This is a genomic window from Luteibacter sp. P4_E6 (assembly GCF_056401535.1).
Map to the genome: position 1 here is coordinate 1 of NZ_JBFUJE010000072.1, position 13,453 is coordinate 13,453.

At 65.5% G+C, this 13,453-nt stretch carries 12 protein-coding genes; 2 read left to right on the plus strand and 10 right to left on the minus strand.

Annotated features, from left to right (window positions below; genetic code table 11):
- The 10 genes from AC1DT2_RS07045 to AC1DT2_RS07090 all read right to left on the minus strand — a co-directional run.
- Nucleotides 1-1,247: VWA domain-containing protein (locus AC1DT2_RS07045; protein ID WP_477295437.1), on the minus strand; the 1,247-nt coding region annotated here is incomplete at its 3' end.
- Entirely contained in the window at nucleotides 1,244-2,230 is a 987-nt protein-coding gene (locus AC1DT2_RS07050; RefSeq protein WP_477295439.1) for a VWA domain-containing protein, read from the minus strand. The genes AC1DT2_RS07045 and AC1DT2_RS07050, both read right to left, overlap by 4 nt.
- Nucleotides 2,217-2,699 carry a DUF4381 domain-containing protein gene (locus AC1DT2_RS07055; RefSeq protein WP_213949747.1) on the minus strand — a complete coding sequence of 161 codons (483 nt, stop codon included), beginning with the start codon at nucleotides 2,697-2,699 and terminating at the stop codon, nucleotides 2,217-2,219. Before AC1DT2_RS07055 ends, AC1DT2_RS07050 begins: the two co-directional genes overlap by 14 nt.
- On the minus strand, nucleotides 2,699-3,619 hold the full coding sequence (locus tag AC1DT2_RS07060; protein ID WP_477295441.1) for a DUF58 domain-containing protein: 921 nt from the start codon (nucleotides 3,617-3,619) through the stop codon (nucleotides 2,699-2,701). The genes AC1DT2_RS07055 and AC1DT2_RS07060 overlap by 1 nt, the downstream gene beginning before the upstream one ends.
- A complete protein-coding gene (locus AC1DT2_RS07065; protein WP_477295443.1) occupies nucleotides 3,616-4,608 on the minus strand; it encodes an AAA family ATPase in 993 nt (330 codons plus the stop codon). The genes AC1DT2_RS07060 and AC1DT2_RS07065 overlap by 4 nt, the downstream gene beginning before the upstream one ends.
- Nucleotides 4,609-4,721: 113 nt before the next feature.
- Nucleotides 4,722-6,950: a type IV pilus secretin PilQ gene (locus AC1DT2_RS07070; RefSeq protein WP_477295445.1), complete on the minus strand. Its 2,229-nt coding sequence runs from the start codon at nucleotides 6,948-6,950 to the stop codon at nucleotides 4,722-4,724.
- Between the two features lie 19 nt (nucleotides 6,951-6,969).
- Nucleotides 6,970-7,497: a pilus assembly protein PilP gene (locus AC1DT2_RS07075; RefSeq protein ID WP_063573072.1), complete on the minus strand. Its 528-nt coding sequence runs from the start codon at nucleotides 7,495-7,497 to the stop codon at nucleotides 6,970-6,972.
- Nucleotides 7,497-8,144 carry a type IV pilus inner membrane component PilO gene (locus AC1DT2_RS07080; protein WP_213949750.1) on the minus strand — a complete coding sequence of 216 codons (648 nt, stop codon included), beginning with the start codon at nucleotides 8,142-8,144 and terminating at the stop codon, nucleotides 7,497-7,499. Before AC1DT2_RS07080 ends, AC1DT2_RS07075 begins: the two co-directional genes overlap by 1 nt.
- On the minus strand, nucleotides 8,141-8,905 hold the full coding sequence (locus AC1DT2_RS07085) for a PilN domain-containing protein (protein ID WP_477295448.1): 765 nt from the start codon (nucleotides 8,903-8,905) through the stop codon (nucleotides 8,141-8,143). Before AC1DT2_RS07085 ends, AC1DT2_RS07080 begins: the two co-directional genes overlap by 4 nt.
- Complete coding sequence (locus tag AC1DT2_RS07090; RefSeq protein ID WP_063573069.1) at nucleotides 8,905-9,963, minus strand: pilus assembly protein PilM; 1,059 nt, start codon at nucleotides 9,961-9,963, stop codon at nucleotides 8,905-8,907. Before AC1DT2_RS07090 ends, AC1DT2_RS07085 begins: the two co-directional genes overlap by 1 nt.
- A 237-nt stretch (nucleotides 9,964-10,200) precedes the next feature.
- Here AC1DT2_RS07090 and AC1DT2_RS07095 point away from each other — a divergent pair, with 237 nt between their 5' ends.
- Nucleotides 10,201-12,777 carry a penicillin-binding protein 1A gene (locus tag AC1DT2_RS07095; RefSeq protein ID WP_213949752.1) on the plus strand — a complete coding sequence of 859 codons (2,577 nt, stop codon included), beginning with the start codon at nucleotides 10,201-10,203 and terminating at the stop codon, nucleotides 12,775-12,777.
- Nucleotides 12,778-12,808: 31 nt separating this feature from the next.
- Nucleotides 12,809-13,342 (plus strand): hypothetical protein, encoded by a 534-nt coding sequence (locus AC1DT2_RS07100; protein ID WP_477295450.1) that lies wholly within the window; start codon nucleotides 12,809-12,811, stop codon nucleotides 13,340-13,342.
- The last annotated feature ends 111 nt before the right edge of the window (nucleotides 13,343-13,453 follow it).

Here is a 13,453-nt window from a genome sequence, read left to right on the forward strand (position 1 = left end):
TGTTTGGCCAACGCGTTACCGAGATTGTATTGAGAATCGCTATCGGCACCCTGGGCAAGGGCGGCCTCTGATCCCGCGTAATCACCGGCCCGATAGGCAGCGGCGCCGAGCAGGCCCTTGCTCGTCGCCAGCGACTGCGCGCGCTTCGCATCGCCATCGGCCAGCGCCTTCGCCGCCTGCTGGTCGCGCGTACGGAATGCGTTCGTGACGCCGTCGGCGCGCGCGGGCGCCAGGGGCATCAACGTCAAGGCCAGCACGAGCAACCATCCACGCCGGAATGCCAGGGCGACGATCGGCAGAAGCGGAATGAGCAACCACGGCCCCCGATCCTGCCATAGGCCCGACGTGGCGCCTTCGACGGCCTTGCCCCCGCCATCGCCATGCAGCGCCGATGCGAGCGAGGCCACGTCGGACTGGTCGTCGGTGGTGACGACATAACGGCCACCGCCGGCGACAGCCACGGCGGACAGTGACGTGTCGTTACGGGCCGCCATGACGATCGCGCCTTGCTCGTCCTTGAGAAAGCCGCCGTCATCACCGGGAACCGGTCCGCCGCGCGGGGTGCCAAGACCGAGAACGGACACGGTGTTCCCGGCGGCACGTGCGCGGCCGGCAGCCCCCGCGGCCGAGGCGTCGGCGTGATCGGTCACCAGGACGATCGAACCGCCGCGAATACCGGCATGACGAATAAGCTCGGCAGCCATGTCGATCGCCTTGCCCGGATCGTCACCGGCCACGGGCATCGTGTCGGGTGCCAGCGCGGTGAGCAGGTCGTCCACGCTATGAGCGTCGGTCGTTAGAGGAGCCACCGTGAACGCTTCACCGGTATAGGCAACCAGCGCGTTCATCCCGTCACGATTCGCGGCATAGAGTTCACGCACCTTGTAGCGCGCACGACTGAGCCGGTCGGGCACGACATCGTGCGAGAGCATGTGTTGCGACATCGAGACGACCACGACCTGTGCGGCACGCTCGGCGAAAAGCGGCTGCGACTGGCGATCCCAGGCGGGGCCGGCCAGGGCGAGAACGGCGAGGATGGCGGCGGCGATAAAAGCGACCACGGGAGCGCGTGACGCACCGGGTTTACCGTCGAGCAGATGCGGCAACAAGAGCGGATCCGCGAGGCGCGTTAGCATGCGCACTGCCGCCGACCGCCTGCCGACAAGCCACGCGAGCACGGGCACCGAAAGCAGTAGCCAGAGCCAGCGTGGCTCGATGAAATGCAGATGGCCGAGCCACTCGGTCATGCGAAGGCCCTCCGCCCGAGATAGCGCGGCAACGCGCCGATGGCGAATAGCACGAGCGAGGCCAGCAACGGCCAGCGGAACAGCTCGTAGCGCGGCCTGAGGGCGGCGCCTTGCTGAGGTACGGGCTCCAGCGCATCGATCGCGCGGTAAGCCTGGGCGAGTTCGGCGCTGTCCGTCGCGCGGAAGAATCGCCCGCCCGTCTGGTTGGCGATATCGGTAAGCATAGACACGTCGAGATCGGCCGAAGGGTTTACCTCGCGACTCCCAAAGAAATCCGGAACGCGCATGGACGTCGCGCCGATACCGATCGTATAGACGCGAACCCCGGCAACCTTGGCGGCGCGCGCCGCCTCACGCGGCGAAATGGATCCCGCATTGTTTACGCCATCGGTGAGAAGTATGACCACGCGCGCCTGTTCGGGCATGTCGGCGAGGCGCTTCACGGCGACAGCCAGGGCATCGCCGATGGCCGTCTCCCGACCGGGCAAGCCGACCACCGCACCGTGCAACTGCGCGCGGACCGCATCCAGATCGTAAGTGAGCGGTGTGACGAGGTAGGCCTGCGAACCGAACAGGATGAGGCCCAGCTCATCGCCCGCGCGCCGATCGATGAAGTCGCCGGCGATCGCCTCGACGGCGGCAAAGCGCGTGACGTTGCGGCCAGCCAACTCCATGTCGTCGAGCGACATGCTGCCGGAGAGATCCACCGCGAGCATGGTCGCGCGTCCGCTACGCCGCTGTGGCTCCGGTGGTCCGAGCCACTGCGGTCTGGCCGCGGCGGTGACGAGGCAAAGCCAGGCAAGCGCCAGCAACAAGGTTGCCGAGAACGGCGCCCGGGTCACGGATGCCGCCACGAGCGACAGGCCCGGCTGCGGCAGGTTCATGGCCTGCGCGGGTTTCAAGGGGCGCAACACATGACGCAACAGCCAAGGTAACGGCAGGGCAGCGAACAGCCACGGCCATGCGAACTCAGGAAGCGACATGCGGCAGCCTCCTTCGCAGGGCGACGCGCACCCAGGCTTCGACATCGAGCGCTGTCGACGGCACGTCGAGCGCTGCCTCGGGACGGTAGATGGCGTCTTCAATCCGCGCCAGGCGGGTGACGTCCTGTCGGGGTGCCATGGCGGCGAGGGCATCGCGCCACGCCACGCCTTTCAGCACCACGCTGCGAGGGTCGTTCGTGCGGGCGACGCGACGCAGAAGCTGGCTTGCAACGGTGGCGAACGCGGCGACATTACCGTCTTGCGCGCAACGCGCGGTGGCGTCGCGAAGGTCGGCCAGCGCGGCATCGACACGACGGTTCCACGCCGCACGACGACGAAGGAACACTATGACAGCGACCGTCGCCGCGACGAGCAGGGCGAACAGGACCCACCACCCGGGGGCCAGCGGCCACCACATGGATACCTGTGGCACGTGGATGTCGCGCAGTTCGGGGCCCGGGGTCGGCATCAACGTGCCCTTCCCGAACCGAGTAGCGCGACCACGGCATCGAGCGGATCGGCCGTGGTGTCGATCGTGCGCGCCCGCACGCTGAGTCCATCGGCAAGCACGGATAGTCGCCGCACGCCTTCACCGAGCGTGCGCGCGAAATCCGCGCGCTGGCGCTCACCCTCAAGGACGATGTCGTAGTGAATGCCGCCGTGCGCAAGCGGGTAACGACCTGCCGGCGGCGGGGCGAGCTCCAGCGCATCGGCGACAGTGAGCACGGACACCTCCGCCTTGCCGACCAGGCCGAGCATCCGTCCGCGCGCGGTATCGTCCACGGCGAAACCGTCACTGACGATCAGCACACGCGATGCGCCGTGCATGAGACGGCCCGCACGTTGCAGGGCCGACGAAAGGGTTTCGTCCGCGCCGGGCGGCAACGCGTCCCATGCGGCGATCGCACCCACGACGGCAAGCGCCCCGCGAGCCCCGCCAAGGGGACGAAGCAGGTGGCGTTGACCACCGAACGCAAGCACACCGACGCGATCGCCGCCACGCACGGCATACCACGCGGCCATCGCCGCGGCGCGTGCCGCCTGCACGGATTTGAATCGCGTACGGGTGCCGAAGCGCATGCTCGCGTTGCTGTCGAGAAGGATCAGGAGACGACCTTCACGCTCTTCCTCGAAGAGCTTGGTATGCGCGACACCGCTACGTGCGGTCAGTCGCCAGTCCATGCGCCGTACGTCGTCACCGGCCTGGTAAACGCGAGACTCGGCGTAATCCATGCCCCGGCCGTGTAACCGGCCGGGCCGCTGGCCGCTGCGCTGCACCCTCGACACGACAGGGGGCGTCGGCGCACGTGCCACGCGTGCACGTAGTGCGATCAGTTCGGGCAGCGACACGTGGACGCGCCCCTCCGGAATGGGGACGACGGCACTCACGGCAGCGGCACGAGATCCAGCAGGCGATCGATCACCGAATCGATGCGCACGCCTTCCGCCTCGGCCTCATAGCTGGGCAACACACGGTGACGGAGCACTTCGTGCGCAATGACATGGATATCTTCCGGGATGACGTAATCGCGACCGGCAAGCCAGGCATGCGCGCGGGCGCAGCGATCGAGGGCGATGGTGGCGCGCGGGCTGGCACCCCAGGCGATCCAGCGCGCGAGCTCCGGGCCATATTTCGCAGCGTTACGGGTGGCGACCACGAGCTGGGTGATGTACAGCTCGAGCGGCGCGGCCATGTGTACGGCAAGCACGGCGTCGCGCCCGGCAAACACGTCAGCCGGACGCAGCATGTGCGCGGGAGGCGGCACCGGGTGCATGGCTTCGCGTGCCTGGTCGCGCGCCAGGCGAAGGATCGCCAGTTCGGCATCGGCGTCGGGATAGCCAATGGTGACGTGCATCAGGAAGCGATCGAGCTGGGCCTCCGGCAGGGCGAAGGTTCCTTCCTGCTCGATGGGGTTCTGGGTCGCCATGACCATGAACAGATCGGGCAGCGGCCAGGTGCGTCGGCCAATGGTGATCTGTCGCTCCGCCATGGCCTCGAGCAGGGCTGACTGCACCTTGGCCGGCKCGCGATTGATCTCGTCCGCCAGAACGATGTTGTGGAACAGCGGCCCCCGCTCGAACTCGAAGGTGCCGGTCTGCGGACGGAAGATATCGGTGCCGGTGAGGTCGGCGGGCAGCAGGTCAGGGGTGAACTGGATACGGTGGAAATCCGCCTCCACGCGTGTGGCGAGGGCCTTGATCGCCGTGGTTTTAGCCAGCCCGGGCGCACCTTCGACGAGCAGGTGCCCGTCCGCCAGCAGGGCGATCAGCAGGCATTCGACCAGGTGCGGCTGACCGATGATGCCGCGGGACAACTCCTCACGCAGGCGGACGAACGCTTCCTGGAGAGGCGTCGTGGCAATCGGCAGCTCGGACATCGGGGGCTCTCGTGCGGGTAGAGGGACGATGAGACCACAGCCGGCCGGAGAAGTTTAGGGGCGAAAAAAAAGGGGCGGCCCTGAGGCCGCCCCTTTTTTTCACTGCAGCCAGGTTATTGCAACGAATCGGAAAGGATTCGCGGCGTAACGAAGATCAGCAGCTCGGCCTTGTTGTTCTGGCGGTTCGTGTTGCGGAAGAGGACGCCCAGACCCGGAATATCGCCCAGGCCCGGCACCTTGTTCGTCGTATTGGACTTGGTGATCTCGTAGATACCGCCCAGGACCACCGTCTGACCGTTGTCGACCAGCACCGAGGTGTTGATCTCGCGGGTATCGATCGAGGGCACGAAGCCACCGCCCGGCGACGGGGTCTGGCTCGCCAGCGCGTCCTTCTTGACGTTGATCTTCAGATACACGCGGCTGTCGGCCGTGATCGTCGGGGTGACGCGGAGTTCGAGCACGGCGTCCTTGAACTGGACCGTCGCGTTCTGCGCACCGCCGCCCGAGCTCGAGGCCTGGTAGGTCACGTAGCCGATCTGGGTACCCTGCTTGATCACCGCTTCCTGCTGGTTGGCGGTAATGACACGCGGGCTGGAGATCACTTCGCTACGGCCTTCGGTCTGCGCCGCCGAGAGTTCCAGGTCTACCGCATAGTTCGCCCCGAGGATGCCCAGGCCGATGCTACCAGCCGGGTTCGAGACGGGCAGGTTGACGTTGTAACCACCCGGGAAGGTCAGCGTGTTGTCCGTCTGCGTACCGTTGTTCAGGTTGTGGACGTTGGTCAGCAGACCCGGCGTACCCAGCTGCGTGCCGGTACCGCTGCTCAGGTCCGGTGTCGTGCCGATGACCTGGCCGCCCGGGTTCGTCTTGAACGCCTGCACACCCCAGCGAACACCGAGCTGACGGGTGAACTGGTCGGTGGCGACGACGATGCGCGACTCGATCAGCACCTGCTGCACGGGACGGTCGAGCGTCCCGATCAGTTCACGCAGGTCACGAATCTTGTCCGGCGTGTCGTTGATCAGCAGGGTGTTGGTACGGTCGTCGAACGAAACGCTGCCGCGGGTCGAGAGGAAGCCTCGCGAACCACCCGATGTCGAACCGCCGCCACCCGAGCTCTGCATGCTTCCCGAGGTCAGGAGCTTGGCGATGTCTTCCGCCTTGCCGTAGCTGATCGGGATGTAGTCGGAGATCAGCTCCGCCGATTCCTCGGCCTTCTGGCGCGCATCGGCGAGGCTCTGCTCGTAATTGGCGAGTTCGGCCTGCGGGGCGATCCAGATGACGTTGCCGCTACGACGCTTGTCCAGGCCCTTGGCACGCAGGATCACGTCCAGTGCCTGGTCCCACGGCGTATTGACCAGGCGCAGGGTGACACTGCCACCGACGCTGTCGGACGCGACCAGGTTGAGCTTGGCTTCGTCGGCGATCAGCTGGAGGGCCGAGCGCACCGGAATATCCTGGAAGTTGAACGTCAGTCGCGAGCCCGAATAGGTCGGTTCCTGACCCTTGGCGGCCTTGCCCGTCAGCGCGGCAGTCTTCTTTGCAGCGACTTCGATCACATACTCGGTGCCGCTCTGGTAGGCGGACGTCTCGATTTCACCCTTGGTACGGATGTCGAGGCGGGCGCCGCCCGGGGAGGCCTTGGAGTCGATCGACTGGACCGGCGTGGCGAAGTCGAGCACGTCCAGACGCTGGGCGAGCTTTGCCGGCAGGCTGGAACCCGCCAGGCTGACGATCACGTGATCGCCTTCGCGGTGCATTTCCGGCGTCGTCGCGGTGCTGCCGAGGGTCACGATGACGCGACCTTCGCCATTCGGACCGCGCCGGAAGTCGATGTTCGACACCGGGATACCCGCACTCGAGGGGAGTGCCTTGGTCGGGTCGGACACGATGGCCGTGGTCGTCGTCGCGCCGGTCGGACCGTTGTTCACGGTGACGATGAGGTTCTTGCCCTCGGCGCGCGTGCGGTAGGCCGATTCGCGGAACAGCTCGATGGTGACGCGAGTGCGCCCACCGGCGGCGACCACCGAGACACCCGCCGTGGAGCCCTTGGCGATGTCGATGTGACGACTGCTGAACGCGTTGGTCGTGTCAGGCAGATCGATGGCGATGCGTGGCGGATTGTTGGTCGTGAAGACCTTCGGATCCGGCGCATTTTCAGAGAACGCGAGGGTCAGTTCGATGCGCCCCCCGGGCTGTGCATCGTAGCTGACATTCTGCAGGGCGTTGGCCGCCGATGCGGTGCCTGCGAACACGCCGGTGAAAGCAAGCGTGGCGCCGAGCACCCAGCGGCGCGCGCGCTGGCGCGCGCTACCCGGCAGATGATGGAAGTTGGTCGTCATGTGCGTCATCCCCGAGTTCTTATTTTTCGCCGACCGCGATGCTTGCCGGACGCTCCATCCAACCGCCCTGGCCGTTAGGCACCAGTTCGACCAGATCGATCCGATCCTCCCCGACGGCCGTCACGCGACCGTAGGCCTGCCCCATGTATTCGTTGCGGTGGATGCGATGGATCACCCCACCCGGATCTTTTACGAGAGCTTCGAGACTGGAACCAGCACCAACCGTGCCAACCATCTTCAGGGTGTCGAGCGAGAACATCTCGAGCGGCTCCTTGGGACGGTTCTCATCCGGCCGCGGCCCCGAAGACACGTTCGTGTCCATTTCAGCCGTGCTCGGGCTGAACGGGTCGCGAGCGCCCTGGTCCTGGTAAGCGAACGTCTCGAACGTGCGAATCACCGGAAGAACCGGAATTGGCTCCCCCTTCTTGTGCTTTTCGGCATCGACCCACTCGCGCAGGTCCGACGTTCCTTTCGTGCAGCCAGCCAGGGCGAGGGCCGCGAAAAGCATGGAAGCGGCAGGCCGCAGCTTGATGGACATAGCGTTCATCACTTGGCCCCCTTGATCGGAGTCGCCGGGGCCGTGGTCTCGTCGTCTTCCAGGTAGCGATAGGTTTTCACCGTACCCTGGAGAACCAGCTGACCGGAGTTGGCGCTGTTCTTATCGCCGGGCTTCGGCGACAAGGACACGTCGTGCAGCGTCAGGATGACGACGCGAGGCAACGACGCCACGCCACTGATGAACGTACCGAACTGGTGATAGGTACCGACCATGCGCAGCGTGATCGGTTTCTCGGCGTAGAAGTCTTTCGGTGTTTCCGGACCCGGCTGGAACAGCTCCGTCTCGATGCCGGCGGCGAGCGCCGTCTGCGAGATGTCGATGAGCAGCTCGGGCATTTCCGTACGGCTGGGCAGCTGACGCAGCAGGGTGCGCAGCATGTCCTGCATTTCGGTCAGCTGCTGCTCGAGGGCTTCCAGGTTGGCGGACTTCGCCTGTTTCTGGGAGAACTCGACCTTGAGCGACTCTTCCTTGGCCTCTGCCGAAGCGAGGTCATCCTGCTGCGTGCTGATCTCGAAGTACCAGCCGGCGAGCACGACGACCACGAACAGCAGGCCGGTGAAGAACAGCTTGATCGACTTCGGCCAGCCGCCGACGTTATGGCGATCGAGGTTACGCAGATCGTCAAAGAACTTCATGGCTTGGCTCCTGCCGTGGTGGCGGAAGCCGGACGCGGTGCAACGGCCGGTGTAGCAGCCGGGGCCGCGGCGGCGGTCGACGAAGCGGGAGCGGCGGCGGGCTTACCGACCACGGCATTGGCGCCGTTCACCAGTGCCGCCGGAACCGTCGCGACGGACGAAGCCGACGCCGGAGCCGCGCTGCTGGACGAATCCGCCGGCGCGCCATCCGGCGTATCGCCCGGATGATTCAGGCGAACGTCGAGCCCGAACACGTAAGGCATCCGCGAGGCGTCGTGCGTGTTTTCGGTCTTGCGCAGGTCCGCATGGCCCATCCAGGGCGACGCTTCGATGTTGCGCATGTACTCGGCCACGCTGGAGTTGGACTGCGAGACGCCGTCGAGGCTCATCGAGTCACCCGACTGCTTCATGCCTGCCAGGCGCGCGCTCGACGGGATGGTCTTCACCAGTTCGTCGAACAGGTGGACCATCTGCGACCGGTTCGCCTGCAGCTGCTCGATGATCTGCTTGCGCTGGAGCAGGCCCGCACGGACCTTTTCGAGGTCCTTGATCTTGGCGATGCGGTCGTCGAGCTGCTTGATCTCGCCCTGCAGGTACGTATTGCGCTCGGCCTGGTTGTCGATGCGAGCGTCCATCCAGAAGGACCACGCGATCAACACCACGAGAGCGGCGCCAAACGCCATGCCGAGCTGGATGTAGAACTCGCGTTCGCGGAGTTTGCGCCGCTCGGCGCGCCAGGGAAGCAGGTTGATATGTGCCATCAGTCGAAGCTCCTCATGGCGAGGCCGACGGCAATCATCAGCGCGGGCGCATCCTGGGCCAGGGTCTGGGCCTGGACACGGCTGGAAAGCGCCATCCGGGCCAGCGGGTTGGCGACGACGCAGGGCACGCTCAGCTGCTGCTCGAGAAGTTCCGTGATCCCTTCGATGGACGCGCAGCCACCGGCCAGGACAACCTGGTCGACGCGGCTGTACTCGCTACCGGCGAAGAAGAACTGGAGCAGACGGCTCACCTGCTGGACCAGCGATTCCTTGAACGGCTCCAGGGCTTCCATCTCGTAAGACTCGGGCAGGCCACCCTTGCGCTTGGCCCGACCGGCTTCCTCGTAGGAGAGACCGTAGCGACGCATGATCTCGTCGGTGAGCTGCTTGCCGCCGAAGACCTGCTCGCGGGAGTAGATCGTCCGCTGGTTCTTCAGCACGGCCAGGGTGGTCATGGTGGCGCCGATGTCGACAACCGCCACCAGGGCATCCCGGGAGACCGCCAGCTGGTCGGCCACCATGGCGAAAGCGTTCTCCATGGCGAAGGCCTCGACGTCCACGACCCGGGCAGTGAGTCCGCCCAGGTCGAGCGCGGCGATGCGCATGTCCACGTTCTCGGTCCGCGAGGCGGCGAGAAGGATGTTGTTCATCTCGGGATTGTCGCGAACCGGCCCTACGATCTCGAAATCGAGGCTAACTTCCTCGATCGGGTAGGGAATGTACTGGTTCGCCTCGACCTGGATCTGACCTTCGAGGTCATCCTCCGAGAGGTCGGCCGACATGGGAATGATACGGGTGATCACGGCGGAGCCGGCCACGGCAGCAGCGCCGTGTTTGAGCTTGGATCCGGATCGGGCCAGTGCCCGCCGAATAGCCTCGCCCACCGCTTCGACCTCAACGATGTTCTTTTCGACGACGGCATTGGGCGGCAGCGGCTCAACGGCATAGTGTTCGACGCGATAGCGTCCACCTGCCTGACTGAGCTGCAGCAGCTTTACTGCGGTCGAACTGATGTCGACGCCTATCAAAGGCGCCGCCTTGGGTGTAAAGAGCCCCACGTTGTCCCCCTTCCCCGCGCCTTTGTCGGAATTGGTCTTCGGCGCGAAGGCATTAGATCTAAAACTTAACAGATTGGCAACGGGCGAAATCGACCCTTACCGGCACTAATTCACAAATCCTGTCACTGGGTTAGCGAAAACCCTTCACTGCTGGTCGAGCGTCCCCCAGCCCTTCGCGTCCCCGGCTTAGCTCTATACTCCGCCACGACCCACACGGCGGTGACCCCTTCCCCCTCCATGCGAATCCTCAAGCGTCTGCTGCGCATTGCGCTGTACCTCGCCCTGGCCGGCATCCTTTTCGTGGCAGGCGCCATTGGCGTCGCCTACTGGCTGCTGGCCCCGCGCCTCCCCTCGGTCGCGGTCCTGCGCGACTATCACATGCAAGTTCCGCTCCGGGTACTGAGCTCCGACGGACGGCTGATCGCCTCCTTCGGCGAGACCCGACGCATTCCGGTGCACATCGCCGACGTGCCGGCACGGCTCAAGAATGCTGTGTTATCGGCCGAAGATGCCGATTTCTATAGTCATCCGGGCATCGACTGGCACGGTATCGCCCGCGCCGGCATCCACGTCATCGTGTCCGGCGGCGACAAGGGCCCCGGTGGCTCGACCATAACGCAGCAGGTCGCACGCAACTTCTTCCTCAGCCCCGAAAAGCTTTATTCGCGGAAACTGACGGAAGTATTCATCGCCTTGCGCATGGAGAACGAGCTCACCAAGGACCAGATCCTGGAGCTCTACATCAACAAGATGTTCCTCGGCCATCGCTCGTACGGCCTCGCGGCGGCGGCCTCGTACTACTACGGCAAGACGCTCGACCAGCTGACCGTAGCCGAGAGTGCCACCCTGGCTTCGACCTTCCAGCTGCCCTCGGTGGTCAACCCGCTGAACAACCCCAAGCGGATGATCGCCCGTCGCGACTGGGTGCTCGGCCAGATGCTCTCCAACCGCTTCATTACCCAGGCGGAGTACGACGAGGCCGTCAAGGAACCCAACGACGCCTTCCCGCACGAGCAACAGATCGAGGTGGACGCGCCGTATCTTGCCGAAATGGTGCGCCAGCAGGTTCTGGAGAAACTGGGCAATGACGCCCTTACCGAGGGCTACGTGGTCCACACCACCGTGCCGAGCGACAGCCAGGCGGCCGCCAACGATGCGCTCCGCGGGCGGCTGTCCGCCTATGACCGGCGCCACGGCTACCGTGGCCCGGAAGGTCATGAAGAGCTCTCTGCCCAGGCTGGCCCCGAGGACTACGACCGCGTTCTCGCCGGCTACACGAGCGTGGCGGGCATGATGCCGGCCATCGTCACCGAAACCGGGGCGAAGGAGGCGACGGTGTACCTGTCCGCGAAGGAGTCGGCGACCTTGAGCCTGGACTCGATCGCCTGGGCCCGGCCCTACGTGAATGAGGGACGCGCGGGCGCGGCACCGACGCGTGTCGACGCCGTCCTCAAGCGCGGGGACGTGATTCGCCTCATCCGCAGCGAGAAGGACGACATCAACGAAGACGCGAAGGCATCGGACACCGCGAAGGCCACGACGGAAGCGAAGCCCGATCCAGGCAAGGGCGCCTGGCACCTGACCCAGATCCCCGCCGTGCAGGCCGCCCTCGTCTCGGTCGACCCCGAAGACGGTGCCGTCCGTGCGCTGGTGGGTGGTTTCAGCTTCCTTCGTTCGAAGTTCAACCGTGCCGTGATGGCAGCGCGCCAGCCGGGTTCGAGTTTCAAGCCATACCTGTATTCGGCCGCCTTCGAGCGAGGCTTCACGCCCGCCTCCATCGTCAACGATGCGCCGGTCGCCTTCCCCGATCCGTCGCGCCCCGATGGCATGTGGACGCCGGCGAACGACGACAACAAGTTTGCAGGGCCGATGCGCCTGCGCGAGGCGCTGGTGCAGTCGAAGAACCTCGTTTCGGTTCGCCTGCTCGATGCCATCGGCGTGCGCTATGCCCGCGAATACATGACGCGCTTCGGCTTCACGCCGGACGCCCTGCCACAGAACCTGTCACTCGCCCTCGGCACCGCATCGGTCTCGCCAATGAGCATGGCGCGTGGCTATGCCGTATTCGCCAACGGCGGCTACCTCGTCACCCCGTATTTCATCGCGCGCATCGACGACCGTGACGGTAATCCGGTGTACCTCGCCAACCCGGAACGCGCCTGCGCGGATTGCCAGGAACGCTTGCTCAATCCCGCTCCGGCCGGCCCACCGACCCAGCCTTCCACCGCCCTCATTCCGGCCAAACCGGCGGCTGCCAGCAGCACGGGGGGTAACGGCACGGGCGATGCCGTGCTTCCCGCCGATGCCCACGCCGACCAGGCGAAGGTGCCGAAGCTCGCTCCCCACGTGATCGACGTGCGCAACGACTACCTGGTGACGTCGCTCATGCAGGACGTGATCAAGCGCGGCACCGGTTCGGCAGCGCGGGCCCTTGGTCGCGACGACCTCGCCGGCAAGACGGGCTCGACCAACGACCACCGCGACGCCTGGTTCGTCGGCTTCAACGGCGACGTTTCCACGGCTGTCTGGGTCGGCTTCGACGACTTCAGCTCGCTCGGTCGGGGCGAGTTCGGCGCGAAGGCCGCTTTGCCCATCTGGATGGACTACATGGGCGCGGTACTCAAGGACAAGCCGTCGCACACGTTGGCCATGCCGCCAGGCATCGCCACGCTACAGATCGATGCGGGTTCGGGCCTGCCCTCACCGGGTGGCATGAATGAAATCATGAAGGTCGAGGATGTCGACCGTCTTCGCGAGCAGGCAACGCAGAAACAGCAGGAGGAACAGCAGGACCACGCCTACGATATTTTCTGACGTACACATACACACCACACGGGGGTGAGTCATGGCACGAGGCGAGCACCACAAAATCCACGCACAGGACCGGACGCAGCGTCATCGCGCCCTTGTCGCCCAGGAAGCGGCGCGCCTGATGAGTGAGCACGGTATCCGCGACTTCCACCACGCTAAGGTGAAGGCCGCGGAGCGACTCGGCATCGCCGACACGCAAGCACTGCCCCGTAACAACGAGATCGAAGATGCGCTTCGCGAACATCAGCGGATCTTCAAGGCGGATTCGCAACCACAGGCCTTGCGCGCGCGACGCGAAGCCGCTGTGGAAGGCATTCCCCTGGAGACGCAGACGCGGCGGCTGCGCTGGTCGGGCAACGAGCAAAGCGAGCATCCCGTATTGCTCTTCGGCGCCGACGGCATCCCGTTCGACCTGACCGTGCTGCCGCTGGATGCCCTGCGTCAGGCACCGCTGGACCGCGTGGACGACCGACCGATGCGCCGGGCGACCGCGTCGATGGTGCAGGCATTGCTTGCCGAGGAAGACATCGAGGCGTTCAACGCGTCGACACCTGCATTTGATCGGTAGGAGCAAAAAAAGGTTCTTCGCGGAATGCCGGGGACGCCGAAGACGGTGAGGCGCAGAGCCTTCGGCGTGTAGACGTGGCGGCGCAGAGCCTTCGGCGTGCAGGCGTGGCGG

What these genes read in the sequence shown, in the direction of transcription:
- AC1DT2_RS07050 (WP_477295439.1), bottom strand. Translation starts at nt 2,230, where the DNA reads ATGTCGCTTCCTGAGTTCGCATGGCCGTGGCTGTTCGCTGCCCTGCCG.
- AC1DT2_RS07055 (WP_213949747.1), bottom strand. Translation starts at nt 2,699, where the DNA reads ATGCCGACCCCGGGCCCCGAACTGCGCGACATCCACGTGCCACAGGTA.
- AC1DT2_RS07070 (WP_477295445.1), bottom strand. Translation starts at nt 6,950, where the DNA reads ATGACGACCAACTTCCATCATCTGCCGGGTAGCGCGCGCCAGCGCGCG.
- AC1DT2_RS07075 (WP_063573072.1), bottom strand. Translation starts at nt 7,497, where the DNA reads ATGAACGCTATGTCCATCAAGCTGCGGCCTGCCGCTTCCATGCTTTTC.
- AC1DT2_RS07080 (WP_213949750.1), bottom strand. Translation starts at nt 8,144, where the DNA reads ATGAAGTTCTTTGACGATCTGCGTAACCTCGATCGCCATAACGTCGGC.
- AC1DT2_RS07085 (WP_477295448.1), bottom strand. Translation starts at nt 8,905, where the DNA reads ATGGCACATATCAACCTGCTTCCCTGGCGCGCCGAGCGGCGCAAACTC.
- AC1DT2_RS07095 (WP_213949752.1), top strand. Translation starts at nt 10,201, where the DNA reads ATGCGAATCCTCAAGCGTCTGCTGCGCATTGCGCTGTACCTCGCCCTG.
- AC1DT2_RS07100 (WP_477295450.1), top strand. Translation starts at nt 12,809, where the DNA reads ATGGCACGAGGCGAGCACCACAAAATCCACGCACAGGACCGGACGCAG.